The organism is Pseudomonas sp. SDO524_S393 (assembly GCF_054071875.1).
Genome location: NZ_JBSVVZ010000019.1, coordinates 24,415 through 48,884, shown reverse-complemented (window position 1 = coordinate 48,884; position 24,470 = coordinate 24,415). Strand labels below are relative to the sequence as shown.

26 protein-coding genes and 1 tRNA gene are annotated in these 24,470 nt (G+C 57.7%); 21 read left to right on the top strand and 6 right to left on the bottom strand.

Annotated elements, in window-relative coordinates; all coding sequences use genetic code 11:
- Window positions 1-21: 21 nt before the first annotated feature.
- From ACW9IB_RS10895 to ACW9IB_RS10865, 7 genes are all read left to right on the top strand, one after another.
- The gene (locus ACW9IB_RS10895; protein WP_457413602.1) at window positions 22-1,470 is read left to right on the top strand and encodes a tyrosine-type recombinase/integrase; all 1,449 of its coding nucleotides are present in this window, start codon (window positions 22-24) and stop codon (window positions 1,468-1,470) included.
- A 109-nt stretch (window positions 1,471-1,579) separates the two neighbouring features.
- Window positions 1,580-1,996, top strand: a complete 417-nt coding sequence (locus ACW9IB_RS10890) for a BRO-N domain-containing protein (RefSeq protein WP_457413601.1) — start codon at window positions 1,580-1,582, stop codon at window positions 1,994-1,996.
- Between the two features lie 75 nt (window positions 1,997-2,071).
- Entirely contained in the window at window positions 2,072-2,602 is a 531-nt protein-coding gene (locus tag ACW9IB_RS10885) for a hypothetical protein (RefSeq protein ID WP_457413600.1), read from the top strand.
- A 187-nt stretch (window positions 2,603-2,789) separates the two neighbouring features.
- Window positions 2,790-3,578 carry a Rha family transcriptional regulator gene (locus tag ACW9IB_RS10880; protein ID WP_457413599.1) on the top strand — a complete coding sequence of 263 codons (789 nt, stop codon included), beginning with the start codon at window positions 2,790-2,792 and terminating at the stop codon, window positions 3,576-3,578.
- 15 nt (window positions 3,579-3,593) lie between these two features.
- Window positions 3,594-3,935, top strand: coding sequence for a hypothetical protein (locus ACW9IB_RS10875; RefSeq protein WP_016782041.1), 342 nt, complete (start codon window positions 3,594-3,596; stop codon window positions 3,933-3,935).
- 334 nt (window positions 3,936-4,269) lie between these two features.
- Window positions 4,270-4,662, top strand: coding sequence for a hypothetical protein (locus ACW9IB_RS10870; protein WP_047281081.1), 393 nt, complete (start codon window positions 4,270-4,272; stop codon window positions 4,660-4,662).
- Window positions 4,663-4,718: 56 nt separating this feature from the next.
- Window positions 4,719-5,732, top strand: coding sequence for a hypothetical protein (locus tag ACW9IB_RS10865; protein WP_457413597.1), 1,014 nt, complete (start codon window positions 4,719-4,721; stop codon window positions 5,730-5,732).
- Window positions 5,733-6,279: 547 nt separating this feature from the next.
- Here ACW9IB_RS10865 and nadB read toward each other — a convergent pair.
- The gene (gene nadB, locus ACW9IB_RS10860) at window positions 6,280-7,884 is read right to left on the bottom strand and encodes an L-aspartate oxidase (RefSeq protein ID WP_457413595.1); all 1,605 of its coding nucleotides are present in this window, start codon (window positions 7,882-7,884) and stop codon (window positions 6,280-6,282) included.
- 459 nt (window positions 7,885-8,343) lie between these two features.
- Here nadB and rpoE point away from each other — a divergent pair, with 459 nt between their 5' ends.
- The 4 genes from rpoE to ACW9IB_RS10840 all read left to right on the top strand — a co-directional run bounded on the left by rpoE (window position 8,344) and on the right by ACW9IB_RS10840 (window position 12,195).
- On the top strand, window positions 8,344-8,925 hold the full coding sequence (gene rpoE, locus ACW9IB_RS10855; protein WP_123715030.1) for an RNA polymerase sigma factor RpoE: 582 nt from the start codon (window positions 8,344-8,346) through the stop codon (window positions 8,923-8,925).
- A gap of 32 nt (window positions 8,926-8,957) precedes the next feature.
- Window positions 8,958-9,545, top strand: a complete 588-nt coding sequence (locus tag ACW9IB_RS10850) for a sigma-E factor negative regulatory protein (protein ID WP_457413594.1) — start codon at window positions 8,958-8,960, stop codon at window positions 9,543-9,545.
- Window positions 9,546-9,561: 16 nt separating this feature from the next.
- Complete coding sequence (locus ACW9IB_RS10845; RefSeq protein WP_457413593.1) at window positions 9,562-10,524, top strand: MucB/RseB C-terminal domain-containing protein; 963 nt, start codon at window positions 9,562-9,564, stop codon at window positions 10,522-10,524.
- Window positions 10,525-10,758: 234 nt separating this feature from the next.
- Window positions 10,759-12,195, top strand: coding sequence for a DegQ family serine endoprotease (locus ACW9IB_RS10840; protein ID WP_457413591.1), 1,437 nt, complete (start codon window positions 10,759-10,761; stop codon window positions 12,193-12,195).
- Between the two features lie 67 nt (window positions 12,196-12,262).
- Here the strand turns inward: ACW9IB_RS10840 and ACW9IB_RS10835 are convergent, their stop codons facing one another.
- Entirely contained in the window at window positions 12,263-13,696 is a 1,434-nt protein-coding gene (locus ACW9IB_RS10835; protein ID WP_457364682.1) for a M48 family metalloprotease, read from the bottom strand.
- Window positions 13,697-13,790: 94 nt separating this feature from the next.
- On the opposite strand from ACW9IB_RS10835, the gene ACW9IB_RS10830 reads away from it, so the two are divergent.
- Complete coding sequence (locus ACW9IB_RS10830; protein ID WP_010212198.1) at window positions 13,791-14,030, top strand: sulfurtransferase TusA family protein; 240 nt, start codon at window positions 13,791-13,793, stop codon at window positions 14,028-14,030.
- 31 nt (window positions 14,031-14,061) lie between these two features.
- Entirely contained in the window at window positions 14,062-15,132 is a 1,071-nt protein-coding gene (locus ACW9IB_RS10825) for an AI-2E family transporter (protein ID WP_457413590.1), read from the top strand.
- Between the two features lie 69 nt (window positions 15,133-15,201).
- Here the strand turns inward: ACW9IB_RS10825 and ACW9IB_RS10820 are convergent, their stop codons facing one another.
- Together ACW9IB_RS10820 and ACW9IB_RS10815 are read right to left on the bottom strand one after the other, a co-directional pair.
- Complete coding sequence (locus ACW9IB_RS10820; protein ID WP_457413589.1) at window positions 15,202-15,675, bottom strand: peroxiredoxin; 474 nt, start codon at window positions 15,673-15,675, stop codon at window positions 15,202-15,204.
- Window positions 15,676-15,685: 10 nt separating this feature from the next.
- Window positions 15,686-16,246 (bottom strand): glycine cleavage system protein R, encoded by a 561-nt coding sequence (locus ACW9IB_RS10815; RefSeq protein WP_457364678.1) that lies wholly within the window; start codon window positions 16,244-16,246, stop codon window positions 15,686-15,688.
- 273 nt (window positions 16,247-16,519) lie between these two features.
- Between ACW9IB_RS10815 and dapA the strand changes: the two genes are divergently transcribed.
- From dapA to hepT, 7 genes are all read left to right on the top strand, one after another.
- Complete coding sequence (dapA, locus tag ACW9IB_RS10810; RefSeq protein WP_457364677.1) at window positions 16,520-17,398, top strand: 4-hydroxy-tetrahydrodipicolinate synthase; 879 nt, start codon at window positions 16,520-16,522, stop codon at window positions 17,396-17,398.
- Between the two features lie 17 nt (window positions 17,399-17,415).
- The gene (gene bamC / locus ACW9IB_RS10805; protein ID WP_457364676.1) at window positions 17,416-18,531 is read left to right on the top strand and encodes an outer membrane protein assembly factor BamC; all 1,116 of its coding nucleotides are present in this window, start codon (window positions 17,416-17,418) and stop codon (window positions 18,529-18,531) included.
- A 4-nt stretch (window positions 18,532-18,535) separates the two neighbouring features.
- Window positions 18,536-19,294, top strand: a complete 759-nt coding sequence (locus ACW9IB_RS10800; RefSeq protein WP_457413587.1) for an MBL fold metallo-hydrolase — start codon at window positions 18,536-18,538, stop codon at window positions 19,292-19,294.
- A gap of 27 nt (window positions 19,295-19,321) precedes the next feature.
- Window positions 19,322-20,035, top strand: coding sequence for a phosphoribosylaminoimidazolesuccinocarboxamide synthase (gene purC / locus ACW9IB_RS10795; RefSeq protein ID WP_010212191.1), 714 nt, complete (start codon window positions 19,322-19,324; stop codon window positions 20,033-20,035).
- Between the two features lie 83 nt (window positions 20,036-20,118).
- Window positions 20,119-20,208 (top strand) — tRNA-Ser (locus ACW9IB_RS10790).
- Between the two features lie 118 nt (window positions 20,209-20,326).
- Complete coding sequence (gene mntA / locus ACW9IB_RS10785) at window positions 20,327-20,722, top strand: type VII toxin-antitoxin system MntA family adenylyltransferase antitoxin (protein ID WP_457413585.1); 396 nt, start codon at window positions 20,327-20,329, stop codon at window positions 20,720-20,722.
- On the top strand, window positions 20,712-21,143 hold the full coding sequence (gene hepT, locus ACW9IB_RS10780) for a type VII toxin-antitoxin system HepT family RNase toxin (RefSeq protein ID WP_457413584.1): 432 nt from the start codon (window positions 20,712-20,714) through the stop codon (window positions 21,141-21,143). The genes mntA and hepT overlap by 11 nt, the downstream gene beginning before the upstream one ends.
- Before the next feature lie 83 nt (window positions 21,144-21,226).
- Here the strand turns inward: hepT and ACW9IB_RS10775 are convergent, their stop codons facing one another.
- A complete protein-coding gene (locus ACW9IB_RS10775; RefSeq protein ID WP_457413582.1) occupies window positions 21,227-22,453 on the bottom strand; it encodes an MFS transporter in 1,227 nt (408 codons plus the stop codon).
- A gap of 277 nt (window positions 22,454-22,730) precedes the next feature.
- Here ACW9IB_RS10775 and ACW9IB_RS10770 point away from each other — a divergent pair, with 277 nt between their 5' ends.
- Window positions 22,731-23,363, top strand: a complete 633-nt coding sequence (locus ACW9IB_RS10770; protein ID WP_457413581.1) for a hypothetical protein — start codon at window positions 22,731-22,733, stop codon at window positions 23,361-23,363.
- 42 nt (window positions 23,364-23,405) lie between these two features.
- Here ACW9IB_RS10770 and ACW9IB_RS10765 read toward each other — a convergent pair whose 3' ends face one another.
- Window positions 23,406-24,341, bottom strand: a complete 936-nt coding sequence (locus ACW9IB_RS10765; RefSeq protein ID WP_457413579.1) for a LysR family transcriptional regulator — start codon at window positions 24,339-24,341, stop codon at window positions 23,406-23,408.
- Between the last annotated feature and the right edge of the window lie 129 nt (window positions 24,342-24,470).

Sequence of the window (24,470 nt, the reverse complement as noted above, 5' to 3'; positions counted from 1 at the left end):
TGGATACAGGGGTTTCAGCCGATGACCACCAACCAACGCTCCCTAACTGGGACAAACCTGTTACAAACTGCGCTCGCCAAGCCTTACCACTATCGCCGGTCTGGTCGCTATTACCTTCGCCTTCGCCCTCAAGGAACCGCTAAGGGTTTCTATACGCTATCGCTCAGAACCACAGACAAGGCCACTGCTATGACCATCTCCAAGGACATCCTCAAGACGCTCGCTGCTTTCCACTTGGATAACCCAGAGGCGACGTGGGATGAGCTCAGAGAGCGATTGGCAGACATCGCTGAGGAGTGCCTGACCATGGCTCATGGTGATGACTCACTGGTGGCCTACGAGATGATCTATGACGAACTACGTCTGTCGCTTCGCGAGGCATCAGCTAAGGGGCCAATGACCATTGATCAACAAAGGGCAGCGAGTAAAGCCGAGGACATCCTTGAGGCCGCTCAGGAGCGCTTGAAGGGGAGGCCGGGCAAGCTGGTTGGGATCGTTGAGGAACTCAGAGGTGTTCCTTGTGGCACGCCTGTAGCCCCTTGTCTGTCCCTATCTGTAAACGCTTCTGAGGCTCTGACATTCGAGCATCTCTCAGGGCTCTATATGGCGGAGCAAAAGGACAACGTACAGGCCAGCACTATGCGAGACGTTAAGTCGTCTTGTGCTGCTATTAGTGCTGCTCTGGGAGAGCTCGACCTAAAAGGGCACACTCGGGCTGACATGGTGGCACTCAAGGCAAAACTCCTTGAGGACCGCAAAGGTTCCACTGTGAACAAGCTACTCACCCGGCTATCAACTGTCATGGATTGGGCTGTTCATAACGGCTACCTCGACAAGAGCTTCGATAAGGGGTTGAAGCTATCCAAGGATGCTGACAGCTCGCGTGAGGCGTTCTCTCAGGATCAGGTCCAGTTGCTTATGTCCTACGCTAACGGCCTAACTGCTGATGTATGGCAGCGCTGGGCGTTGTCCCTTGGGGTCATCACTGGGACTCGCATCGAGGAGCTTAGACAGTTGACCAAGGCGGACGTTAAGCAGGTTGGGGGCCTGTGGGTCATCGACATAAATAGGAACGATGGCAAGACAGCCAAGACCAGGAATGCTCTGCGTGTCGTACCGTTGACCGATAAGGCCTATGGCTTTGACCTAAAAGCGTTCCTTGCGTTTGTCGATAGCTCCGACTCTCGGCTGTTCACGTTAGGCGCTGGTCAGTTCTCAAACGTGCTTAATGGAGCCCTGAGGGATGTCTTGAATCTAAACGCTGATCGGACTCAGACCTTCCACTCGTTACGTCACTCGCTGGCCGGTGCCTTGAAGGCCGCTGAGGTGCCTGTGGGGACCGCTGAGGCAATCTTGGGGCATTCGTCGGGGTCGATTAGTTATGATCTGTATGGATCTGGCAGCGCCGTTCAGGTAGAACGGATGGCTGAGGCGTTGAGCAAATCCTTTAAGCTGACAGACAACAATTGAGAGATACTTGTATGGAAACTAATCCCGTTAAGTCTAAGCCTACGCTTGAACTAATACTTGTCGATGACAATTACTTATAAAGTTAGGCAGGATTTTTAAGCGCAACTTTATGGGCATCGAACTGGACGTTCTGGTTGGACACCCTGAGCATGAGCTGCTGTTCGTGGCGACGCAAGTGGCCCGAGCGGCTGGCTTGAAAGACCCATCTGTCGCAGTACGGGACCACCGAAAGACTAAGCACGGGTCTGGGCACGGGAGGATGCTTGAGGCACTGATGGGTGATTCACCCATTAGCCGCCCAGAGGACCACCTGGGCCGCTGCCTGCGCTGCAATACGGTCATGTTCATTGAGCCCGAAGTGTACGCAATGCTGCTCAGGTCACGAGCACCTCAGACTGAGCCATTCCGCAAGTGGGTCACAGAGGAGGTCCTACCAACCATCCGCAAGACCGGCTCCTACAACGCTGAGGAGTCCACCAACCCAATCGCAATGGGTCCCTTTGGGTCAATGAATACGGGCACATGATAGTAGGAAACTGGGGGGAGGATTTAAAAGAACTCACTAAGGCTACAGCACACCAACTGACCTTAGGAGGACACCATGACCAGCTATGACCCTGCTCTACATGAACCCATTACCACCATTGAGACCACCAAGCGCGGACGTGGCCGCCCAACCAAGATCATCAATAACCTATTCCATGGCTTCATTGGTCCCCACACATACTGGGGTCAATATCCAAAATTCGCTATGGACATCCTTGCGGGCATCGCTCGACTTGACTGGCATGACCGGGCTATTGGCGTAGGCGGTTCATCTAAGCCGTTGTCCGTTAAGCGCCTCGTGGCGATCCTTGCGGACCTTGAGGTTGTCTCTGCGGCCACCGTTACAGCTCAATACAGGCTGGGTCTTCGGCAGGCTCAGCGCTATGTGAAGGCAATCGAACTGGCAATGCCGTACCTACTCAAGAGTCGCCCAGGTGATCTTATCCACGAGATGCACTACGGCTTCCTAAAGGAATCGACCCGCTCAAACGACTGGGAAGACCAGCTTGAGCCACCAAGCCCCGAAGTTCTCGCAAAGCTGCATTACGACCTAAGGACGCTGGGCACGGAAAGCACTGCTGATTAAATGCCGCATACTGTTAAAACTAAAGGACCCTCTGAGGAGGAGCATCGACCACTTATCGACCAGTCTCATTGAGGAGGAGCATCGACCACTTATCGACCAGTCTCATTGAGAGAGGGTTAGTGATGAATATCACCCTCTTTCTAAGAGGACCTCTAAGAGAGAACCTTGAGCACATAAGGAGAACACCATGACCACCTTGAACACGATCACCATGACCACCGTTGAGATTGCCGCAATGACAGGCAAGCGACACGACCACGTACTTCGGGATGCAGACCGGGCTATTGAACTGGTCATGAAATCTCGCGCCCCAAATCTGGGGAGCCAAATTGAAAGTAAGGACGTAGACGCAACTGAAGGAACCTTTGAGAACCGAGGTAAGCAATATCGAATGCTGGTCCTCAATAAGCATCTGGTCTTCACGCTCATCACCGGCTACGACACTGCATTGCGTTACACAGTCATTGGTCGATGGATCGAATTGGAGCAAGCAGCTAACCCAGCGTTCGCCTCTCAGGCCATCACTGCGACCCTCATTGACCTACAAACACGAGTCGATGCAATGGCCCCAGCCTACGATGAGCACGTCCGAAAGGGTCGCTCAGTTGGCTATAGCTGGCGTGAAGCATGTCGACTCGCTGGCATTGAACACCCCGACAAGTTCTTAGCCCTTATGATCCGCTTAAAGAAGGCCCGAAGGAATCTCCACGGGCACACTGAGATCAACCCAGGCTACGTTAAGAAAGGCTACGTGACTGTACTCAAGCCTTCCAATCTGGTCGTAAAGGCAAATGGTGGGCACCTATTCAAGGTCACCTCCAAGGGCCTCACAGAGTGGCTCTCAGCGAATGCCGGTGAAATCAACGCAGCGGTCAACACAGCGAGCCGCCCTAAGGCTGTAGTCGATGAGCATGGCTATACGATCGCTATCACAGGCGACAACACCGAAGGCTTGACCACAAAGGCCATTCATTAATTCAAGGAGATCCCTATGACTGCCCAATTGAACTACGGCAAGACCATTCCAACTGAAGCTGATTTGAGCATCATCAATCAGTTCTTCATTAAGCCACGCCGCTCCCGCCTCATTGAGCTACGCACAGCACTCACAAAGGCTACCGCACCGGGCCGCTCTCGTTGTCCTGAGTTGGGCACCATCTATGACATGGATGTGGTCTATGCATACACCGATCGCACTATGGGTACGTCCTTCACGGGCGCTCTCAAAGAAGCCCTTGAGGCTGGTCTGCCACTCAAGACTCTGATCCGCTGTGACCTACAGATCCCGATGTCTAATCAGCCAATCGTCGTGGCCTACAAGGATGCTTGCTGAGGTCCCTTTGGGCCAGTAAACATTGGTGTCGTAAAAACCCTCACTAAGGCCACGGGAATCAGTCACCCATGGTCTCCTCAAAGTCCCACGAGGCGCCCTAAGCGTCAGTAGTGGGCAATCTATGCACCACACCGGAACCTCCTCGCTGTCCGCCATTCAGCACAGAGGCGCTCCTACAGTCCCCGCCAAGTTAACCCCACAGGACTGTGAAACCACATTCAATCCAATACCTTTAAGCAAACCTTGTTGATCCCGTGCGGGTCTCCTTTCCCCATTGGTCACGCGATCATGGCGGCAAGGTTTGCTTAAAGGTCTCTCAAAGGAGAACCCCAATATGAAGCTCGACATCCAACTCAGTGACAACTCCTTGACCGTTCAAGGCCAACCCGTGACCAAGGCTTATGCCGAGGGCGTAATGCTTGCAGGTCTTATCGCTGCTGCTGGTAAGAATCACAGTTCGATCACGGCCATCGTGCGCCAGTACATCGAAGCTGGTCTCAGTACCTCAGCATTCCCTGAGCAGACCTCGCTGGCCCGCCAAGAGATCAAAGCAGGTGAAGACCTTCGAGCAGCTCAGCTCCGTGACGCTCAGTTCCACGCAGACCGATGCGCTTCCTATCAGGCACCTACACGCCTTGAAGTGGCTCGGGCTCGTGAAGCCAAAGAGAAACGAGCAGCAGACATCCGGGCACACGGTGCGGCCATTCGCGCAGCTCGTCGTAATTGACAACAGCTAAGCGGTCCACAAAGAACATCACTTCGAACAACTCAAGGAGATCCCACATGAAAACTAACGAATACATCAAGCCCACCAACTGGTCTACCGCTCTCACTGAGCAAGGCGGCATCATCCGTTTTAACTCCTCGGCTGAGGTAAAGGACAACGGCGCGACTGGCGCTGAGACGTTCGTTGAGATCCTTACAGAGGGCCTTGACGACTACTTTAACGGCGGTGACTGGGAAGCGGCGGCAGAGGACGCAATCCCCTGTGAGTTCCGCCCTAAGGGCACTGAGCCAACCACACAGCAGATTATGCTGATGCAAGACCGTAGCGTTGAGTTCGATCCCCGTAAATCCATCTACGATGACTCGACCTTTGAGAAGGGTGAGGCAGTCGCTGGTGACTTCCTGTTCTGTGAGGCGACCCCGCACGCCGCTCTGTTCTCTTTCCGTCAAACGTTCTTCGACCACCACATGATGGCTGGCTTCACTGCCAATGGCATGGGTCAGATGGCCGAGAAGATGCTGAAAGACTTTGAGCTGTCCTGTGGGGCGACCATTGCGAAGATCCTGACCAGTGCTGCATCCACCGAGACCAAGGCACTGACTGGCTTGTCGAAGAACCCACGAGAACGCGCAGAGGACATCATCGACGGCCTGACCATGAACATCAACCAAGCCGTTGGCACTTCGCTGTCTGACTTTGTGTTGCTGATTCCTGCAAAGGAAGTCGCTGGTCTTGAGCGTGCTGCTCAACGAGCTGGTCTGTCGGATGTAGAGGAGCTATTGGGTTGTGGTACGCAGTTCTATTCTGGTGAAGACCTCGGCATCTTTATGCTTCCTAAAGACATGGCCTCTTTGAGCTTCCGCCAAGATGGTGATGGCGATGTGTGGCAGATCCATGCGACCCGTAACGCCAATGCAGCAGCATGGGACGTAGAGATCATTGGTGTGGCTGATGTAATGGCTCAGGCCAAGGTTCAGCTCAAGCTGGCAAACCCAGCCGACCCAGCCGAGAAGCTCCAAGTTGAGCTGGTAGATTTCCCAATGGTCACTCGTGTGACGCTGGGCGAATAGATGGATGAAGTCCTGAGGCTCCCTATGAGGAGTCTTGGGTTCTTTTAGTGATACGTTATTTCATTGCTTTAATTGGCTGGTTCAAGGAGGACCCTATGACCATGCGAAAGATGTTCGGTTAGCTGTCCTCAAGGCTATCGTTAAATCTCCCAGCTTCTGGAAGGTAGTCGCCATGATTGCCATAGTCAGTGGGGTCGCCGTGCCTGAGGGGCTCATTGAGCTTACCCACGATCTGTTGAGCGATGTAATGACAGCTATGTAGGGCGCCCATGTATGAATTCGCAGTGGTTCTTGGCTCGCAGGTTATTCAGATTTCACACAGGAACTCCTTGAGGTCCCTTTAGAATTTGAGAGAAAAATCTGAGCGATCGCCTTTAATACTCTCTGGGCGCGCTTACCCCCGTAGGCCCTCGCACGCTCGCTCAGGCGCACGATAAGGACCCTTGCGGGCAGGCGATAAGGACCCCAGCGTTGAGACAAATGTGCGCCAAAGCTGTTACAAATCGAGGTCCTATGGTGCTACGCTATGGGCTCCTAACGTGCCTCATCAGGTCGGTGTAAGGATCGTATCCTTCGCCTCTGGCAGCATCCCTGGATAGTCCAGCGTGTAGTGCAGACCCCGAGATTCCTTACGTTCCATGGCAGACCTGATCATCAGTTCCGCTACCTGGGCAAGGTTCCTCAATTCAATCAGGTCTCTGCTTACTCGGTAGTTGCTGTAGAACTCGTCGATCTCGTCCAGCAGCAACCGTACCCGGTGTTGCGCGCGTTGCAGGCGCTTGTTGGTGCGCACGATGCCCACGTAGTCCCACATGAAGCGGCGCAGTTCGTCCCAGTTGTGCGCGATGATCACATCCTCGTCCGAATCGGTAACCTGGCTGGCGTCCCAGCGGGGCAGGGTGGCGGGCACCGGGATGTTCGGCAGTTGGTCGAGAATGTCGGCGGCTGCCGAACGCGCATAGACGAAGCATTCGAGCAACGAGTTGCTGGCCATGCGGTTGGCACCGTGCAGGCCGGTGAAGCTGGTTTCGCCGATTGCGTACAGGCCGGGCACGTCGGTGCGGCCATGCTGGTCGACCATCACGCCGCCGCAGGTGTAGTGCGCCGCCGGCACCACGGGGATAGGGCCTTTGGTGATGTCGATGTTGAAGGCCAGGCAGCGCTCGTAGACCGTGGGGAAGTGTGTCTTGATGAAGGCTTCGGGTTTATGGCTGATGTCGAGATAGACGCAGTCGATGCCCAGGCGCTTCATTTCATGGTCGATGGCGCGGGCGACGATGTCGCGTGGTGCCAGCTCGGCGCGTGGGTCGAAGCGCGGCATGAAGCGTTCGCCGTTTGGCAGCTTCAAGTGCGCGCCTTCGCCGCGCAGCGCTTCGGTGACCAAAAAGCTCTTGGCCTGCGGGTGATACAAGCAGGTGGGGTGGAACTGGTTGAATTCCAGATTGGCCACCCGACAGCCCGAGCGCCAGGCCATGGCGATGCCATCGCCACAAGCACCGTCGGGGTTGCTGGTATAGAGGTAGACCTTGGCTGCCCCGCCCGACGCCAGAATGGTGAACCGTGCACCGTAGGTATCGACTTCACCGCTGCTGCGGTTGAGCACGTAGGCACCGAGGCAGCGTTCGCCGTCGAGGCCCAGGCGTTTTTCGGTGATCAGGTCGACAGCAACGCGTTGCTCCAGCAGTTCTATGTTGGGGCGTTGGCGGGCTTGCTCGAGCAAAGTCTTGAAAATGGCAGCGCCGGTAGCATCGGCCGCATGGATGATGCGGCGATGGCTGTGGCCGCCTTCGCGGGTCAGGTGGAACTCAAAGCCACCGTCGTCATTGCCCGCCTGCTCGTCGCGGGTGAAGGGCACGCCCTGGTCGATCAACCATTGGATGGCTTCGCGGCTATGCTCCACGGTGAAGCGCACGGCTTCTTCGTTGCACAGGCCGCCGCCGGCGTTGAGGGTGTCTTCGACGTGGGATTGTACGGTGTCGGTGTCATCCAGCACGGCGGCGACACCACCCTGGGCCCAGAATGTCGAGCCATTGGCCAGGTCGCCCTTGCTCAGGACTGCGATCCGCAGGTGGCCGGGGAGGGTGAGTGCGAGGCTCAAGCCGGCCGCGCCGCTGCCTATCACCAGGACATCGTGTTGAAACTGTTGGCTCATTTGAAGGATTCCGCAAAAAGCGATCCAAAGGGGGCGCAAACAGGACGCCTGGATCGGCGAATCAAAGGGTCACACGGGCCACTAGTATATAGAGGGGGGGAGCGGCACAATAGCGGGCGTTCGTGGCAATGTGAGATTACGGTGCGCGCCAGCGTAAAATCGGCCAGTTATTGAAACGGGAACTTTTTGCATGGGCCCCGACTCAATAGCAGGTTGCCCGAAAGCTGGGAAAACGTTGAGTTTATTGGCCCGTCGGGAGCATCGGACGCGTCAGAAAACCGGCGACAAGATTATTCGCGCAGTCGGTATCAACCGCGCTGCGTTTTTCGTGTGTGCCAATTCAGTGCATGCCGGAAACTTGCTTGAAGGGGGAGAACTTTTGCGAAAAGTCCGAGTCTATGTTTGCAAGCCTGATCGTTTAGTTATGCAAGCCTCCTTCAAGTACAACGAGGAGTGTTCATGCTAACCCAGGAAGAGGATCAGCAGCTGGTCGAGCGCGTTCAACGCGGCGACAGGCGAGCTTTTGATCTGCTAGTGCTGAAATACCAGCACAAAATTCTCGGGTTGATCGTGCGATTTGTGCACGACACCCATGAAGCGCAGGACGTTGCACAGGAAGCCTTTATCAAGGCGTACCGTGCACTCGGGAATTTCCGCGGTGACAGTGCGTTCTACACGTGGCTGTATCGCATCGCCATCAACACGGCGAAGAACTATCTGGTGTCTCGCGGACGCCGCCCACCGGATAGCGATGTTAGTTCAGAAGATGCAGAGTTTTACGATGGTGATCACGGCCTCAAGGATCTCGAGTCGCCGGAGCGAGCATTGCTGCGCGACGAGATCGAGGGCACCGTCCATCGCACCATTCAGCAACTGCCAGAAGATTTACGTACCGCGTTAACTTTACGTGAATTCGATGGTCTGAGTTACGAAGACATTGCGAGCGTCATGCAGTGTCCGGTGGGGACTGTAAGGTCACGGATTTTCCGGGCCCGGGAAGCCATCGATAAAGCCTTGCAACCGTTGTTGCAGGAAAACTAAAGACAGCGGCGACAGCCAAGAGAGGAACCGCCATGAGTCGTGATGCCCTGCAGGAATCGCTGTCCGCAGTGATGGATAACGAAGCGGATGAACTGGAACTTCGTCGAGTGCTCAACGCATTTGATGATGTCGAAACCCGTGATACCTGGTCTCGTTACCAAGTCGCTCGGGCGGCGATGCACAAGGATCTCCTAATCCCTCGTCTGGATATTGCTGCGGCCGTTTCTGCTGCGCTGGCTGATGAAGCCGTTCCGGCAAAAGCTGCACGCGGACCTTGGCGGAGCATTGGCCGCCTGGCAGTGGCTGCTTCGGTAACCGTTGCTGTGCTGGCGGGTGTTCGTCTGTACAACCAGGACGAAATTGCGGGTGCCGAGCTGGCCCAGCAGACTCAGCAACCGGTCATGGCCGGTCCGCAAGTCAAAGGCCCTGCTGTGTTGGCTGGCTACAAGGAAAGCTCTGACGCCACTGGCCCTATGGCCAACGGCGTATTGCAAGGGCAGTCCGGCTGGCAAGATCAGCGTCTTCCAGGCTACCTGCGCCAGCACGCACAGGAATCGGCTCTGAAAGGCACTGAAAGTGCTCTGCCATACGCCCGCGCTGCAAGCTTGGAAAACCGCTAAATCGTCAAGGAGCCCTATGCGCGCCATATCGCTCCTTACGGTTTTGCTCAGTGGTTGGTTAGCGCTCCCCGCCCACGCCGATGACGCTCAGGATTGGCTCACTCGACTTGGGCGTGCAGAGCAGCAGCAAAGCTTCGAAGGGACGTTCGTCTACGAGCGTAACGGTAGTTTTTCTACCCATGACATCTGGCACCGTGTCGAGAATGGTCAGGTTCGTGAGCGTCTCCTGCAACTCGATGGTTCTGCCCAGGAAGTAGTACGGGTAGACGGTCGGACTCAGTGCGTCAGTGGCGCGCTTGTCGCAGGCTTGGGTAATTCACGCGAAGCCCCTTCGCGCGCCCTCGATCCCCAAAAACTCTCTCAATGGTATGAGTTTGCCGTTATCGGCAAATCCCGCGTGGCCGGTCGTGAGGCTGTGATCGTATCGATTACGCCGCGTGACGCCTTCCGCTATGGGTTTGAGTTGCATCTGGACCGCGAGACGGCGCTGCCCCTCAAGTCTCTGTTACTGAACGATCAAGGTCAGTTACTGGAGCGCTTTCAGTTCACTCGTCTGAACACTTCAGTGATACCCGGTGACCGCGATCTGCAACCCACCAATGAATGCACACCCATTGCAGTGGCCAACAGCAAGGCTCCGGAAGTCGATACCACTGAGGCCTGGCACCTTGAATGGCTGCCGCCTGGCTTTCAGCTCACCAGCAGCAATGCGCGCAAAGATGTCCAGACCAAGGCCACTGTCGACAGCCTGATGTACAGTGATGGACTGGCGCGTTTTTCGGTGTTCCTAGAGCCTGTCAGCGACGCAAACGTAACCGAAACCCGCACCCAATTGGGCCCAACGGTTGCCGTATCCCGCCGTCTCAACACGGTGGACGGTGAAATGATGGTGACGGTCGTGGGTGAGATTCCCTTGGGTACCGCTGAGCGTATCGCCCTGTCGGTGCGTGGTGAAAAAAAGCCAGCCGCCAAGCCGTGAGTCGTTAATCCTATGTTCATCCTGACCTTTCAATGTAAGCCGATGCCTGGTCGGCTAGCGAGAACATGAAATGTCTGGATCAGTATTTTCACTTGCAAAAAATCCTTATGTTTTTTATAGGTCAGGACTTGTCGGTTCTGGCCTTGTTTTGTTCGCGGAACAAAGATGTCGGTCGAAGTTTTCGGCGTTTCTTGAACCCTGTCGCTCAACCCTGCTCGTCGTAACGGGAGCTGTATGTCGATACCACGCTTGAAGTCCTATTTATCCATCGTCGCCACGGTATTGGTGCTGGGGCAGGCCCTGCCTGCGCAAGCGGCCGAACTACCTGACTTCACCCAGTTGGTGGAGCAGGCTTCGCCTGCCGTGGTGAACATCAGCACCACACAGAAACTGCCGGATCGCAAAGTCTCCAACCAGCAGATGCCCGACCTGGAAGGTCTGCCGCCGATGCTGCGCGAATTCTTCGAGCGTGGCATGCCGCAGCAGCGTGCTCCCCGTAGCGGCGGTGGCAAGCGCGAGGCCCAATCCCTGGGTTCGGGTTTCATCATTTCGTCGGACGGCTACATCCTGACCAACAATCACGTGATCGCTGACGCTGACGAAATCCTCGTGCGTCTGGCTGATCGCAGCGAACTGAAGGCCAAGTTGGTGGGCACCGACCCGCGTTCGGATGTGGCTTTGCTCAAGATCGACGGCAAGGACTTACCGGTATTGAAGCTGGGTAAATCCCAGGACCTGAAGGCCGGCCAGTGGGTCGTGGCGATCGGTTCTCCGTTTGGCTTTGACCATACGGTGACCCAAGGCATTGTGAGTGCCATCGGTCGCAGCCTGCCCAACGAAAACTACGTGCCGTTCATCCAGACCGACGTACCGATCAACCCGGGTAACTCCGGTGGTCCGCTGTTCAACCTGGCCGGTGAAGTGGTGGGGATCAACTCGCAGATCTACACCCGCTCCGGTGGATTCATGGGCGTGTCCTTCGCCATCCCGATCGATGTGGCCATGGATGTTTCCAATCAGCTGAAAAACGGCGGCAAAGTCAGCCGTGGCTGGCTGGGGGTGGTGATTCAGGAAGTGAACAAAGATCTGGCTGAGTCTTTCGGTCTCGACAAGCCGGCGGGTGCGCTGGTTGCACAGATCCAGGACGATGGCCCGGCTGCCAAGGGTGGCCTGCAGGTGGGTGACGTGATTCTGAGCATGAACGGTCAGCCGATCATCATGTCAGCCGACCTGCCACATTTGGTCGGTGCGCTGAAGGCGGGCAGCAAGGCCAAGCTGGAAGTCATTCGTGAAGGCAAGCGTCAGACTGTTGAGTTGACGGTCGGTGCGATCCCGGAAGAAGGCGCAACGCTGGATGCTTTGGGTAATACCAAACCGGGCGCCGAGCGCAGCAGCAACCGTCTCGGCATTGCGGTTGCGGAACTGACCGATGAGCAGAAGAAAACCTTCGACCTCAAGAGCGGTGTCGTGATCAAGGAAGTTCAGGATGGTCCTGCTGCGCTGATCGGCTTGCAGCCAGGCGACGTGATTACCCACCTGAACAACCAGGCGATCAACTCCACCAAGGAATTTACCGATATCGCCAAGGCGCTGCCGAAGAACCGTACCGTGTCGATGCGGGTTCTGCGTGAAGGGCGTGCCAGCTTCATCACTTTCAAACTGGCCGAGTAACCCGCCAGAGCAATAAAAAGCCCCGCTTTCGTTAAACGAAGGCGGGGCTTTTTTGTGGGTGCCTGTTTTAGCTCATCATCCCTTTCACCAGCCGCTCCTGTTCGATCAACTCACGCTGTCGCGCGTCGATGCGTGAAGACAGGGGGAAGTTGCTGCCGGCGCGACGCTTGGCAAAATCCAGTTGCTGGATAGCCTGCTGAAAATCGCCGACCAATGCAAAGTACTCGGCCCGGGCCTGGTGCAAGCCAATGATGTTGCCCGACAAACCACGGGTTTCGGCAACCTGATACCACACATCCGGATCGTCCGGGCGGGACTTCAGCAACCCATCCAGTGCTTTTTCCGCATCGGCCGTCCGGTTCTGTTTCAGCAACAGGTCGACCCTCACCTGGTTCAGCGGATAGTTGCCGGGGTACTGGGTCAACATGCGGTCCGTGCGTTGCTGGGCATCGGGCAAGCGGCTGTTGTCCATGTCCAGCTGGATCTGCGCCAGGTTGTAGGTAATGTCGTTGGGCGACTTGGCCAGTAACGGTGCCAGGTTTTCCCGAGCCTCCTTGAATTGGCTGCCCTTGATCTGAGCGATGGCCAAGCCATAGCGCGCCACGTCGTTTTTTGGATTTTCATCCAGCTGTGCCTGGAAACGCTTGGCGGCCAGGCCCGGTGTGTCTTCGTATTGGAGTTGCACCCGTGCACGAATCAACTGATAGCGCAGGCTGTCTTCCTTACCGCCAAGCTTGGCCTGTTCGGCACGGTTACGGGTGTCGGCGATCCGTGACTCGGTCACCGGGTGCGTCAACAGGAACTCAGGCGGCTTGGCGTCGAAACGGTATTGGCGCATCAAGCGTTCGAACATGGTCGGCATGGAGCGGGGGTCGTACCCGGCTTTTTCCAGATTGAGGATACCGATGCGGTCGGCTTCCTGTTCGTTCTGGCGAGAAAACCGGCGCTGTTCCTGGATCGCCGCAGCCTGGGAGCCGGCAATCGCAGCAATGCCTGCATCGCCGGCGCCGGCGGCTGCGGCGATAATGCCACCGAGCAGCGCCGCCATCATCGGGATCTGCATGCGTGATTGCGCTTCCACGCCCCGAGCGAAGTGACGCTGGGATAAATGCGCCAGTTCGTGAGCAAGTACCGAGGCGTACTCGCCTTCGGTCTGGGCATTGAGGAACAAACCGCCGTTGACGCCGACAATGCCGCCAGGAGCGGCGAAGGCGTTCAACTGTGGGCTGTTGATCAGGATGAACTCCAGGCGCCGGTCATTGACCTGGCTGGTCTCAACCAGCTTGTATACGCTGGTTTCGACATAGTCCTTGAGCTGCGGGTCGTTGAGTTGCGAGACCTGGCCGCGCAGATAGGCCAGCCACGCCCGGCCCAGCTGGAATTCCTGTTGTGGCGAGACAATGGCAGAACTGGCGTCGCCAAGTGACGGCAGGTCGTCAGCGAAGCCTGGAGAGGCCAGCAGGCAAGCCAGCGTCAGCAGGGTGGGGCGCAAAAAAGTCATGCACAAAGCCTTTCGACAAAGAGGTTACTGTAGCCGGACACTGAGCTTCGGACCAGATATTCTATGCCCCCCACCCGCGTGCCCGGAGTAAACCATGACCGACGCTGTAGCCTTTGATGCCGAGCTCGATGCCAGCGGCCTCAATTGTCCCTTGCCTTTGCTCAAGGCCAAACTGGAACTCAATCGCTTGGCCAGCGGCGCAGTCCTCAAGGTGATCGCCACCGACGCGGGTTCCCAGCGTGATTTCCGTACCTTCGCCAAGCTGGCCGGCCACACTCTCTTGCATGAAGAAGACGCTGCCGGTGTGTACCGATACTGGTTGCGCAAAGCCTGAACCGTTCGCCCCTACCACCCGAGGTTGATTGATGTTCAAAGTGTTACGAGACTGGATTCAGCGCTACTTCTCCGATGAGGAAGCCGTGGTGCTGGCGGTCCTGTTGTTTCTGGCCTTTACCGCCGTGCTCACCCTGGGGGGCATGCTCGCGCCGGTGCTGGCGGGCATGGTGCTGGCCTACCTGATGCAAGGCCTGGTCACCACCCTGGAACGCCTTCGCTTGCCGGGCGGGGCGGCCGTGGGGCTGGTGTTCGCCTTGTTCATGGGCTTGTTGGTGGTGTTCATCGTGGTGGTGCTGCCGTTGTTGTGGCACCAGTTGATTACCCTGTTCAACGAATTGCCGGGCATGCTTGCCAAGTGGCAATCCCTGTTGCTGCTGTTGCCGGAGCGCTATCCGCACCTGGTGTCGGATGAGCAGGTGCTGCAGGCCATTGAAGTGGCGCGCGGCGAGATCGGAAAATTCGGGCAATGGGCATTGACCCTCTCCCTGTCCAGCCTGCCACTGTTGGTCAACATCATGATCTACCTGGTGCTGGTGCCGATCCTGGTGTTTTTCTTCCTCAAGGATCGCGCGATGATCGGTCGCTGGGTGCGGGGGTACCTGCCGCGTGAGCGTGCGCTGATCACCTGGGTGGCGGAGGAGATGAATCGGCAGATCGCCAATTACATCCGCGGCAAGGTCATCGAAATCTTCATCTGTGGTGGTGTGACCTACATTGGCTTCGTCGCGCTTGGGCTCAACTATGCCGCGTTGCTGGCCCTGCTGGTGGGGGTGTCGGTAGTGGTGCCCTACGTCGGCGCGGTGGTGGTGACCGTGCCCGTGATGTTGATTGCCTTGTTCCAGTGGGGCTGGAGCGATCAGTTCATTTACCTGATGGCGGTCTACGGCATTATCCAGACGCTTGATGGCAACGTGCTGGTGCCTTTGCTGTTCTCGGAAGCCGTCAACCTGCACCCGGTGGCGATCATCTGCGCGGTACTGTTATTTGGTGGGTTGTGGGGGTTCTGGGGTGTGTTCTTCGCGATTCCCTTGGCGACGCTGTTCAAGGCGGTGCTGGATGCCTGGCCACGGCAGGAGCCAGTCGTCGCCCCTCTGTTGTAGCTGCACGATATGTGTGGTGAGCGGGACAAGCCCGCTCACTACAAAAGCCTGTCAATACAAACCTTGATATCAGGCCTTGTTCAATGCCTGCGCCGCTGCCAAAACCGCATCCACGTGGCCCGGCACTTTCACGCCGCGCCACTCCTGGCGCAGCACGCCGTTCCGATCGATCAGGAACGTGCTGCGGTCCACGCCCAGGTATTCCTTGCCGTAGAGCTTTTTCAGCTTGATCACATCAAACAACTGGCAAACAGCTTCGTCCTTGTCGCTGATCAGCTCGAAGGGAAACGCCTGCTTGCCCTTGAAGTTTTCGTGGGACTTCACGCTGTCGCGCGATACGCCGAACACTTCGGTGTTGGCCGCCTTGAATGCACTGTACTGGTCACGAAACCCCTGGCCTTCAGTGGTGCAGCCCGGTGTGCTGTCCTTCGGATAGAAGTAGATCACCACCTGTTTACCCTTCAGCGCGGCAAGGCTGAAGGTCTGGCCGCTGGTGGCCTGGGCTTCGAAATCTGCTACGGATTGGTCGATCACAACCGCCATGAGGGCTTCCTTACATTGGGTTCTGTGGGCGCCACGGTTCGATCAGCGCATCGAGGTTCAGCGCATCGGCGAAGTCCAGGAACTGGTCGCGCAGCCAACTGATCTGCACGCCGGCCGGCAAGGTCACGGTGAACGTGGCGTTGAGCATGGTGCCGCCGGTTTGTGGCGCCTGATAGGTATCGCAGGTCAGGTTTTCCAGCTCTACATTGTGGTCAATGAAGAACTGGCACAGTTCGTTGACGATGTCCGAGCGGTAAGCCGAACTGACATACGCCACGTAAGGCAGGGCCTGGGGGCGATTCTCCAGAGCGGCACTGCGCACCACGTTGACGGTGAAAGCGTGCTTTTTGGCCAGACCCGGCAGGCCGGTTTCCAGACGTGCCAGGGCATCCCAGGTGCCGGAAATCTGCAGGACCAGCGCGCTGCACTCGCCATGGCGGGTGAGGCGGGAAGTCACCACGGCGCAGCGGTTCTCATGGCTGGCGCGGCACAGGACGTTGGTCAGCTCCATGGGGTTGGCGCCGAGGGCACTGATAACAAGGAATTGTTCGCGAACTGTGGGGGTGGACATGCAGCCTTCCTAAAGCGATGAGCGGTCGATACTGTGTGGGCCGTATCGATCAAAGGGTGAAGGGTAGCGAAAACCGTCGCCAAGGGCTAGGAGGTGGCGTTTTCATTGCGTGGGCGGTTGGAGGCAACACCGCGTCAAGCCGCGCTTTGGCCCAATGATGGCATTGCCCGTCGTTTAGTTGATCCAGAACGCATCCTCACGCGGTACTTCGCTTGTACAAGCATCTTGGCGCCAGTACCATTACGGCTCTCTTTTTCCGGCAGGAGCGGTTGCATGATTGCGGGCAGTATGGTGGCACTGGTCACACCCATGGATGCACAAGGTCATCTCGACTGGGACAGCCTTGGCAAACTGGTGGACTTCCACCTGCAAGAAGGCACCAACGCCATCGTGGCGGTCGGCACCACCGGTGAGTCGGCCACCCTTGATGTGGATGAGCACATTCAGGTCATCGAATTCGTGGTCAAGCGTGTTGCGGGCCGCATTGCCGTGATCGCCGGTACCGGCGCCAACTCGACACGCGAAGCCATCGAGCTGACCAGCAACGCCAAAAAGGCCGGTGCAGACGCCTGTCTGCTGGTGACCCCGTACTACAACAAGCCGACCCAGGAAGGTTTGTACCAGCACTTCCGTGCCATTGCCGAAGCCGTCGACATCCCGCAGATCCTCTATAACGTTCCAGGCCGTACCGCATGCGACATGCAGGCCGCGACCGTGATCCGCCTGTCCACCGTGCCGAACATCATCGGCATCAAGGAAGCCACCGGCGACCTGCAGCGCGCCAAGGACATCCTGGCCGGCGTGAGCAGCGACTTCCTGGTGTACTCCGGTGACGACGCCACTGCCGTCGAGTTGATCCTGCTGGGTGGCAAGGGCAACATCTCCGTGACCGCCAACGTGGCGCCGCGTGCCATGAGCGAAATGTGCGCCGCCGCCATCGCCGGTGATGCCGCCACCGCCCGCGCGATCCACGAGAAGCTGATGCCGCTCAACAAGACACTGTTTATCGAATCCAACCCTATTCCCGTGAAATGGGCGCTGTTCGAGATGGGCCTGATGCCGGACGGTATCCGTCTGCCGCTCACCCGTCTGAGCGAAACCTGTCACGAACCGCTGCGACAGGCCCTGCGCCAGTCCGGCGTCCTGGTTTAATTGAGGAAGCACTACGCATGAAGCGATTGGCCGGACTGTCCGCACTTGCCTTGATTATCTCCAGCACCAGTGGCTGCGGTTGGATCTGGGGCCCGGAAGGTTACTTCCGTGACCGCGGCAGCGATTACCTGGAAGCACAAGCAACCAAACCGATGCAACTGCCGCCGAACGTCAATGTCGCCAAGCGCCTTGACCCGTTGCTGCCGATTCCGCGCAACGTGGCTGACGACACCACCAAGGGTGAGTACGTGGTGCCACGTCCACAGCCGATCTCGGCCGTGGCGGATGCCAGCGATTACAGCCTGCAGAAGAGTGGCGACTCCCGCTGGATCGTGGCTCAGCGCCCACCTGCCGAAGTCTGGCCAGTGGCGGTGCAATTCTTCCAGGACAACGGTTTCCGTCTTGATGAGCAGCGCCCGCAGACCGGTGAATTCACCACCGCCTGGCAGCACAGCAGTGAACTGTCCGCCACCATGGCCAAGCGCCTGCAGGCCGGCGGTGTAGCCGCCGACAGCGAAGCCCGCGTGCGCGTGCGTATCGAGCCGGGTGTGCAGCGCAACACCAGTGAGGTCTACGTGGTCAGCGCCGAGCGTCCAGCCGGCAGCACCGCCAACGTCGACTTCACCAACCGCTCGGTCAATACCGGAGTCGATTCGGCACTGGTTGACGAGATGCTGGCCAGCATGAGCCGTATCTCCGAGAAGGGCGGTTCGGTTTCCCTGCTCGCTGCACGTGATTACGATACGCCGAGCCGTGTCAGCCTCACCGAGGACGGCAGCGGCAACGTGGTGCTGAACCTGGGCGAAGATCTGGACCGTGCCTGGGCCAGTGTCGGTCGCGCATTGGAACAGGGGCCATGGCGCGTCGAAGACATCAACCGCAGCCTGGGTCTCTACTACATCAACGTGGCTGAAAAGGCCGAGCGCAAGGACGACGAGCCTGGTTTCTTCGGCAAATTGTTCGGCAGCCAGCCGACCAAGGAAGAGATCGAGACCCGTGCCGAGCGTTATCAGGTACGTCTGAGCAAAGTTGGCGACAACGTGCAAGTCACCGTCGAGAAGAACATCAATACCGTTGCGCCGGCTGAAACCGCGCGCAAAGTGTTGGGCGTGATTCAGGACAATCTGGGCTGATCCGATGCGTTTTGCCGTTCTCGGCAGCGGTAGTCAAGGGAACGGCACGCTGGTCGCCCACGACGATACGCTCGTGCTGGTGGATTGTGGTTTCTCGCTGAAAGAAACCGAGCGGCGCCTGTTGCGCCTTGGCGTTCATCCCGCGCAGTTGAGCGCGATTCTGGTGACCCACGAACATGCCGATCATGTGCATGGCGTGGGTTTGCTGTCTCGACGCTACAATGTGCCGGTGTACTTGAGCCGCGGTACTTTGCGCGGGATGCGCCAACCTCTGGAGCCCGCAGGTTTCCTGGCCGGTGGCGAGACGTTACGGATCGGCGCGTTGAGCATTGACGTGATTGCGGTGGCGCACGACGCCCAGGAACCGACTCAGTATGTGTTCAGTGACGGAGAGCGGCGTTTTGGCGTTCTCACCGACCTGGGCTCCTACTGCTCCAGGGTGCTGGACGGTTACCGGGATCTCGATGCCCTGATGATCGAGTCCAACCACTGCCGGGATTTATTGGCGCGTGGTCATTACCCGTACTTTCTCAAGCAGCGGGTGGGTGGCGACCTGGGACATTTGAACAACCACCAGGCGGCGTACCTGGTGTATGAGTTGGGCTGGCAAGACCTGCAACACCTGGTCCTGGCCCATCTGAGCAGCAAGAACAACCTGCCGCAGCTGGCCCGGCAATGTTTTGTCGACACCCTCGGGTGCGACCCGGACTGGCTGCAACTGGCCGATCAAGATTCAGGGCTCGACTGGCGACACATCGCCTAGCCCACCCTTTAGCAAGCGGAGCCCATCATGGAAAAACGTGAAGAACTCTACCGCGGTAAAGCCAAGTCGGTGTACAAGACCGACGACGCCAACCGCCTGATCCTGCTGTTTCGCAACGACACCTCGGCGTTCGACGGCAAGCGCATCGAACAGCTCGATCGCAAGGGCATGGTGAACAACAAGTTCAACGCCTTCATCATGCAGAAACTCGAAGCGGCCGGTATCCCGACCCAATTCGACAAGCTGCTGGGCGACAACGAGTGCCTGGTCAAGAAACTGGACATGATCCCGGTGGAATGCGTCGTGCGTAACTACGCCGCGGGCAGCCTGGTCAAGCGTCTTGGCGTGGAAGAGGGGCTCAAGCTCAACCCTTATACCTTCGAACTGTTCCTGAAGGACGACGCCAAGGGCGATCCGTTCATCAACGAATCCCACGTTGTGGCGTTCGGCTGGGGCACCGCTGAGCAACTGGCGCGCATGAAGGAGTTGTCCCTCAAGGTCAACGACGTGCTGAGCAAGCTGTTCGACGACGCCGGCCTGTTGCTGGTGGACTTCAAGCTTGAATTCGGCGTGTTCCACGACGGCTCCATCGTCCTGGGCGACGAATTCAGCCCGGACGGCTGCCGTCTGTGGGACAAGGACACCAAGAAGAAGATGGACAAGGACCGCTTCCGCCAGGGCCTCGGTGACGTCATCGAAGCCTACGAAGAAGTCGCCAACCGTCTGGGCGTACCGCTTTAATCGACGCAAGCATCTGATAGCACGGAAAAAAATCGCTTCGGCGCTTTGCTTTCCTGAGTCACGCTGTTATGATGCGCGCCGTTGGAGAGATGCCAGAGTGGCCGAATGGGACGGATTCGAAATCCGTTGTACCTTCGCGGGTACCTAGGGTTCGAATCCCTATCTCTCCGCCATTATTGAAAATGAAAAACCCCCGATAACTTAATTGTTGTTGGGGGTTTTTTGTTTGGGGCAGAAATTTCAGAATGAATTCTGCTACGGTCATTCATCAGATGACAGGTGAATCGCAGAATGAACGTTGAACCGGTGCTGGCGCATTTATTGGTGGGGCTTCCTGATCTTATGGCTGTCTATGTCTTTGGCAGCCAGGCGACGGGGGACGCGCATGCTGACAGCGACCTCGACCTGGCCGTACTGTCAGCTGGCCCTTTAGACCCGCTGTTGTTGTGGCAGGTAGCTGGGGAGCTCGCTGACATTGTGAAAGTGCCTGTCGATTTGCTGGACCTGCGGGCAGCCTCCACGGTCATGCAATATCAGGTCATCACAACCGGGCGTCAGCTTTGGAAGAAGGATAGCGAGGCAGGTATCTTCGAGAGCTACATCCTCAGTGAAAAAACTGCTCTGGACACCGCAAGGGCAGGGCTGTTGGCCGATATTCAAAAGGAAGGGAAAGTGCATGGTCGATGATGTGCTCATCAACAAAGCCTCGAGCATCGAGCGTTGTGTCGCTCGTGCCCGCGAGGAGTATGAAAAGGACCCGGCCAGCTTTGCGACTGACTTCACCCGTCAGGATGCGGCGATTTTGAATATTCAACGTGCGTGCGAAGCAGCCTTGGATATGGGGCAGCATCTGATCCGTCGTGAGCGGTTGGGCGTTCCCCAGAGTGCGCGGGACGTGTTCGAATTACTGTCCCGAAGCGGGTGGGTCAGTTCGAGCCTGCTGACCAGCCTGAAGAACATGGTTGGCTTTCGCAATATTGCGGTGCACGAGTATCAAACCCTCCAATTGCCGATCACGGTGGCAATCATCACTCAGCACTTGGATGATTTTCTGGCATTCAGCGCCTTTATCCTTACCAAGGATGCGAGCCAGCCGGCGCCGCCGTAGACACTCCAGGCGACTGATGGCCATAAACTGAAAAAGCCTGCCGAGCTCGACGCTCAGCAGGCTTTCTAGTCATTGCAGTTCACTCAGGCCGGCTGAGCCGCCAGGCTGTTACTCACATTGCGCCCCAGCACCAGCACCGTCACAAACCCACAGCCCACCAGCGCGGTGGCCAGGCTCAACAGTACCGAGCTGCCCAGTTGGTCGACGATGCGGCCGCCGAAGAACGAACCCAGTGCGATGATCACCTGGAACAGGGCGACGAACAGCGGCATGCCGCGTTCGACATCCTTGGGTGCCACGACAAACATCCAGATGCTGGCGCAGGCCGGGAAGGCTCCGAAGGCGAAGCCCCACAGTCCGATCAGCATCGCTGCGCCGGTCATGCCGGTGGCGAAGTAGGGGAACAGCGCGGTGCCGGTGCCGATCATCAGGGCCACCAGCAACAGGGTGTGGCGCACGCTGCGGTTGGCGGCGAAACCGGCAAAGATGTTGCCGAACACCCCGGCTACGCCAAACAGCAGCAACAGCGAACCAATGGTCGGGCCGTCGAAGCCGGAGCTGTATTTGAAGAACGGCGCCACATAGGTGTACGCGGCGAAGTGCGCCAGGCCGATCATCAATACGGCGATCAACCCCACCCGGGCGCGTGGGTTGATGAACAAGGCCGGCAGGTCACTGATCAGGATCGCCTTTTCCGGGTCGAGTCGCGGTAGCAGGAACACCTGTGCCAGCAGTACCGGCACGCCCACCAATGCAGTGACCAGGAAGGTCATGCGCCAGCCCATCAGGCCGCTGAGCCAGGTGCCCACCGGCACGCCCAGCACGGTCGCGAGAGTCACCCCCATCATGATGATCGAGGTGGCCTTGGCCACGTCCACGCCCCTGGGCGCCAGGCGACCACTCAGGGCGATTGCCGTCGCCCAGAAACCGCCGATGCTGATGCCCAGCAGCACGCGACCGAACAACAGCAGGCTGAAGTCGCTGGCAAAGGCCACCACGGTGTTGGCGATGATCATGATCAGCGTCAGGCCGATCAGCAGGTAGCGACGGTCCATGGCGCCAATGACCACCGAAAGAAACGGCGCAGCGAGCGCGGCCATGATGCCCGGCAGGGTCACCATCAGGCCGGCATGACCGGCACTGATGTTGAGGTCGCTGGCAACGTCGTTGAGCACGCCCACCGGCAGAAACTCGCTGGTCACCAGGGCGAAGGCCCCCACGGCGACCGAGAGAATCGCCAGCCACTGCTGTTTGACACTCTGTTGATTATGTTCGGGACGGCCACGAGGGGCCTGGCTGGCACTTGGCATGGTGTTGGGTTCCAAGGTGAATGTCGCTTGAAAAGCGATGGAGAGGAAATCAGGAGGCGATTATAGGAATCCATTTTTGAAAAAATGCAGGTGACCGTTTCGATAGTAATCATCAGTGCAATCGATGCGATGCTCTGGTGCAGCCGCTCTGAAGCGGTGCCGAGTCGTGCAGAAGGTGTGCCCAGGACGGGAATAAATCGATTCACCGGGGTGTTTTTCAGGAAGGGGTGTAGCGCGCGATCCTCACTCCTATCATCTGAACCACGAGGTGCACACCATGAATAATCATAACGCAGCCTTCAGGGCCAACCCCTTGGTCTACATCAGGGACACCGCCATCAACAGTGTCTCTTTCTTCCAGAAGGATGCGCTGTCGGGTCAGAGAACCACTGTGCTGAACATGATGAAAATGGGCACTTTTGACTTCGTTGGAGGCAATGAAGCGAAGCAGGTGGTGTTAACGCCGGTGGGCAATGTCAGTCACGCTGACGTAGGCATCGGTGCTTACTGGTGTCCTTTCATCCAGGGCATGGGCATGCCCGGATTCGTCGATCTGCCGAAATACAACCCCGAATACCCTTTCATGTTCACCGCCGCCATGAATGGCTGCGCGCTGGTGGTGACGCCAACCCCAGGGGACAACTCCAGGATCCGGGTTTACCACAATCAACATCCCACCCAGGCGGCGGTCAACCAGCACATCAGTAATCAGGGGCAGCCGATTCAATCAATGGTTGTGTTTGAAGATTACGGCAGGAACACCGGAACCTTGCCTGCGCCTAACGGGTTTAATTTTCTTTATTACAGAAACGGCGGCTGGAAGATTGTCACCCAGCCCCAAAAGCTCGATCTGGTCACAAGCGAGGTGACGTTGAACCGTGGGCTCGCCAGCCTGATGGTCGATGCCTGAGGTCCGATAAACGCTTGCGCAGGTTGCCGGAGCGGCTGCCAATCACTTCAGCCGCGGCAAAATACTTTCGATGAACACCGTCTCCGCCCGACTCATCTTTTGTTCCCGGTTCCACAGCAGGTGGATATCCACGTCCGCTATCCCTTCATCCGGCGGCAAGCGCCAGAGCAGGCCGTTTTTCACATCCTCGGCCACCACATGAATGGGCAGGCAGCCGAGGCCAAACCCGGCAATCACCAGGCGCCGGACCTCTTCCAGGCTGGAGGATGACGCGACGATCCGTCCGCTGAACCCTTGTTGATCCCGGAAGATCGTCAGCGGCGAGAGCATCCCGCCGATCTGGTCGCTGGTGAAACTCACGAAGTTCTCTGACTGCAAATCCCCCTCGGCCAGGCCGCTGCGGCCAAACAGCGGGTGGTGCCGCCCGCAGAAAAATGCGTAGCGCTGGCGCAGGAACAGGTGCTGTTCCAGGCGTGGCTGAGCCCTGCGATTGAGGCTCAGACCCAGGGTGGCGGTTTTTTCCAGGAGCGCGGCGACGATGTCCGAGCTGCGCATCACCTCGACTTCCAGGTCGACGCGCGGATGTTCACGGTGAAAGTTCGCCAGGCATTCATCGAAGATGTCCGAGTTGATCCGGCTGATCATCAACAAACGCACCTTGCCGATCACTTCGTCACCGGGTTTCTGCAAGGCGTTGCTCATTTGGGAGACCTGGCCGTACATCTCGCCGGCGATGGCAAAGATCTGCTCGCCGGCTTCAGTGAGTACAAAGCGTGGGCCACGGCGGGCGATCAGTTGGCAGTCGAGCTGTTCTTCCAGGCGCTTGAGCGCTTGGCTGATGGCGGGCTGGGTCAGGTGCAGGCGCGCGGCGGTGCGGCTGATGCTCAGTTCCTGGCCGATCACACGGAAGGTGCGCAGCAGGTTCCAATCCAGGCGATCGTTGAGCAGGGGGTGAATGTCGCGGCGGGGTTCAGCCATGGATAACCCAATAATAAGCATGATTTATAATTTGAATAATAAATAGAAAATTGACTAATCATAGCCCCGGGCCGATAAATCACCCCTGACAAGCGCCACCAGAGCGCATGCGTTTGACCTTTCTCCTGC

Coding starts and splice junctions, on each gene's coding strand:
- ACW9IB_RS10890 (WP_457413601.1), top strand. CDS start 1,580: ATGGGCATCGAACTGGACGTTCTGGTTGGACACCCTGAGCATGAGCTG.
- ACW9IB_RS10830 (WP_010212198.1), top strand. CDS start 13,791: ATGACCGACGCTGTAGCCTTTGATGCCGAGCTCGATGCCAGCGGCCTC.
- ACW9IB_RS10820 (WP_457413589.1), bottom strand. CDS start 15,675: ATGGCGGTTGTGATCGACCAATCCGTAGCAGATTTCGAAGCCCAGGCC.
- nadB (WP_457413595.1), bottom strand. CDS start 7,884: ATGAGCCAACAGTTTCAACACGATGTCCTGGTGATAGGCAGCGGCGCG.
- ACW9IB_RS10800 (WP_457413587.1), top strand. CDS start 18,536: ATGCGTTTTGCCGTTCTCGGCAGCGGTAGTCAAGGGAACGGCACGCTG.
- ACW9IB_RS10870 (WP_047281081.1), top strand. CDS start 4,270: ATGAAGCTCGACATCCAACTCAGTGACAACTCCTTGACCGTTCAAGGC.
- hepT (WP_457413584.1), top strand. CDS start 20,712: ATGGTCGATGATGTGCTCATCAACAAAGCCTCGAGCATCGAGCGTTGT.
- ACW9IB_RS10815 (WP_457364678.1), bottom strand. CDS start 16,246: ATGTCCACCCCCACAGTTCGCGAACAATTCCTTGTTATCAGTGCCCTC.
- ACW9IB_RS10765 (WP_457413579.1), bottom strand. CDS start 24,341: ATGGCTGAACCCCGCCGCGACATTCACCCCCTGCTCAACGATCGCCTG.
- ACW9IB_RS10865 (WP_457413597.1), top strand. CDS start 4,719: ATGAAAACTAACGAATACATCAAGCCCACCAACTGGTCTACCGCTCTC.
- ACW9IB_RS10845 (WP_457413593.1), top strand. CDS start 9,562: ATGCGCGCCATATCGCTCCTTACGGTTTTGCTCAGTGGTTGGTTAGCG.
- ACW9IB_RS10895 (WP_457413602.1), top strand. CDS start 22: ATGACCACCAACCAACGCTCCCTAACTGGGACAAACCTGTTACAAACT.
- ACW9IB_RS10825 (WP_457413590.1), top strand. CDS start 14,062: ATGTTCAAAGTGTTACGAGACTGGATTCAGCGCTACTTCTCCGATGAG.
- purC (WP_010212191.1), top strand. CDS start 19,322: ATGGAAAAACGTGAAGAACTCTACCGCGGTAAAGCCAAGTCGGTGTAC.
- ACW9IB_RS10850 (WP_457413594.1), top strand. CDS start 8,958: ATGAGTCGTGATGCCCTGCAGGAATCGCTGTCCGCAGTGATGGATAAC.
- bamC (WP_457364676.1), top strand. CDS start 17,416: ATGAAGCGATTGGCCGGACTGTCCGCACTTGCCTTGATTATCTCCAGC.
- mntA (WP_457413585.1), top strand. CDS start 20,327: ATGAACGTTGAACCGGTGCTGGCGCATTTATTGGTGGGGCTTCCTGAT.
- ACW9IB_RS10835 (WP_457364682.1), bottom strand. CDS start 13,696: ATGACTTTTTTGCGCCCCACCCTGCTGACGCTGGCTTGCCTGCTGGCC.
- ACW9IB_RS10770 (WP_457413581.1), top strand. CDS start 22,731: ATGAATAATCATAACGCAGCCTTCAGGGCCAACCCCTTGGTCTACATC.
- ACW9IB_RS10775 (WP_457413582.1), bottom strand. CDS start 22,453: ATGCCAAGTGCCAGCCAGGCCCCTCGTGGCCGTCCCGAACATAATCAA.
- rpoE (WP_123715030.1), top strand. CDS start 8,344: ATGCTAACCCAGGAAGAGGATCAGCAGCTGGTCGAGCGCGTTCAACGC.
- ACW9IB_RS10875 (WP_016782041.1), top strand. CDS start 3,594: ATGACTGCCCAATTGAACTACGGCAAGACCATTCCAACTGAAGCTGAT.
- ACW9IB_RS10885 (WP_457413600.1), top strand. CDS start 2,072: ATGACCAGCTATGACCCTGCTCTACATGAACCCATTACCACCATTGAG.
- ACW9IB_RS10840 (WP_457413591.1), top strand. CDS start 10,759: ATGTCGATACCACGCTTGAAGTCCTATTTATCCATCGTCGCCACGGTA.
- dapA (WP_457364677.1), top strand. CDS start 16,520: ATGATTGCGGGCAGTATGGTGGCACTGGTCACACCCATGGATGCACAA.
- ACW9IB_RS10880 (WP_457413599.1), top strand. CDS start 2,790: ATGACCACCTTGAACACGATCACCATGACCACCGTTGAGATTGCCGCA.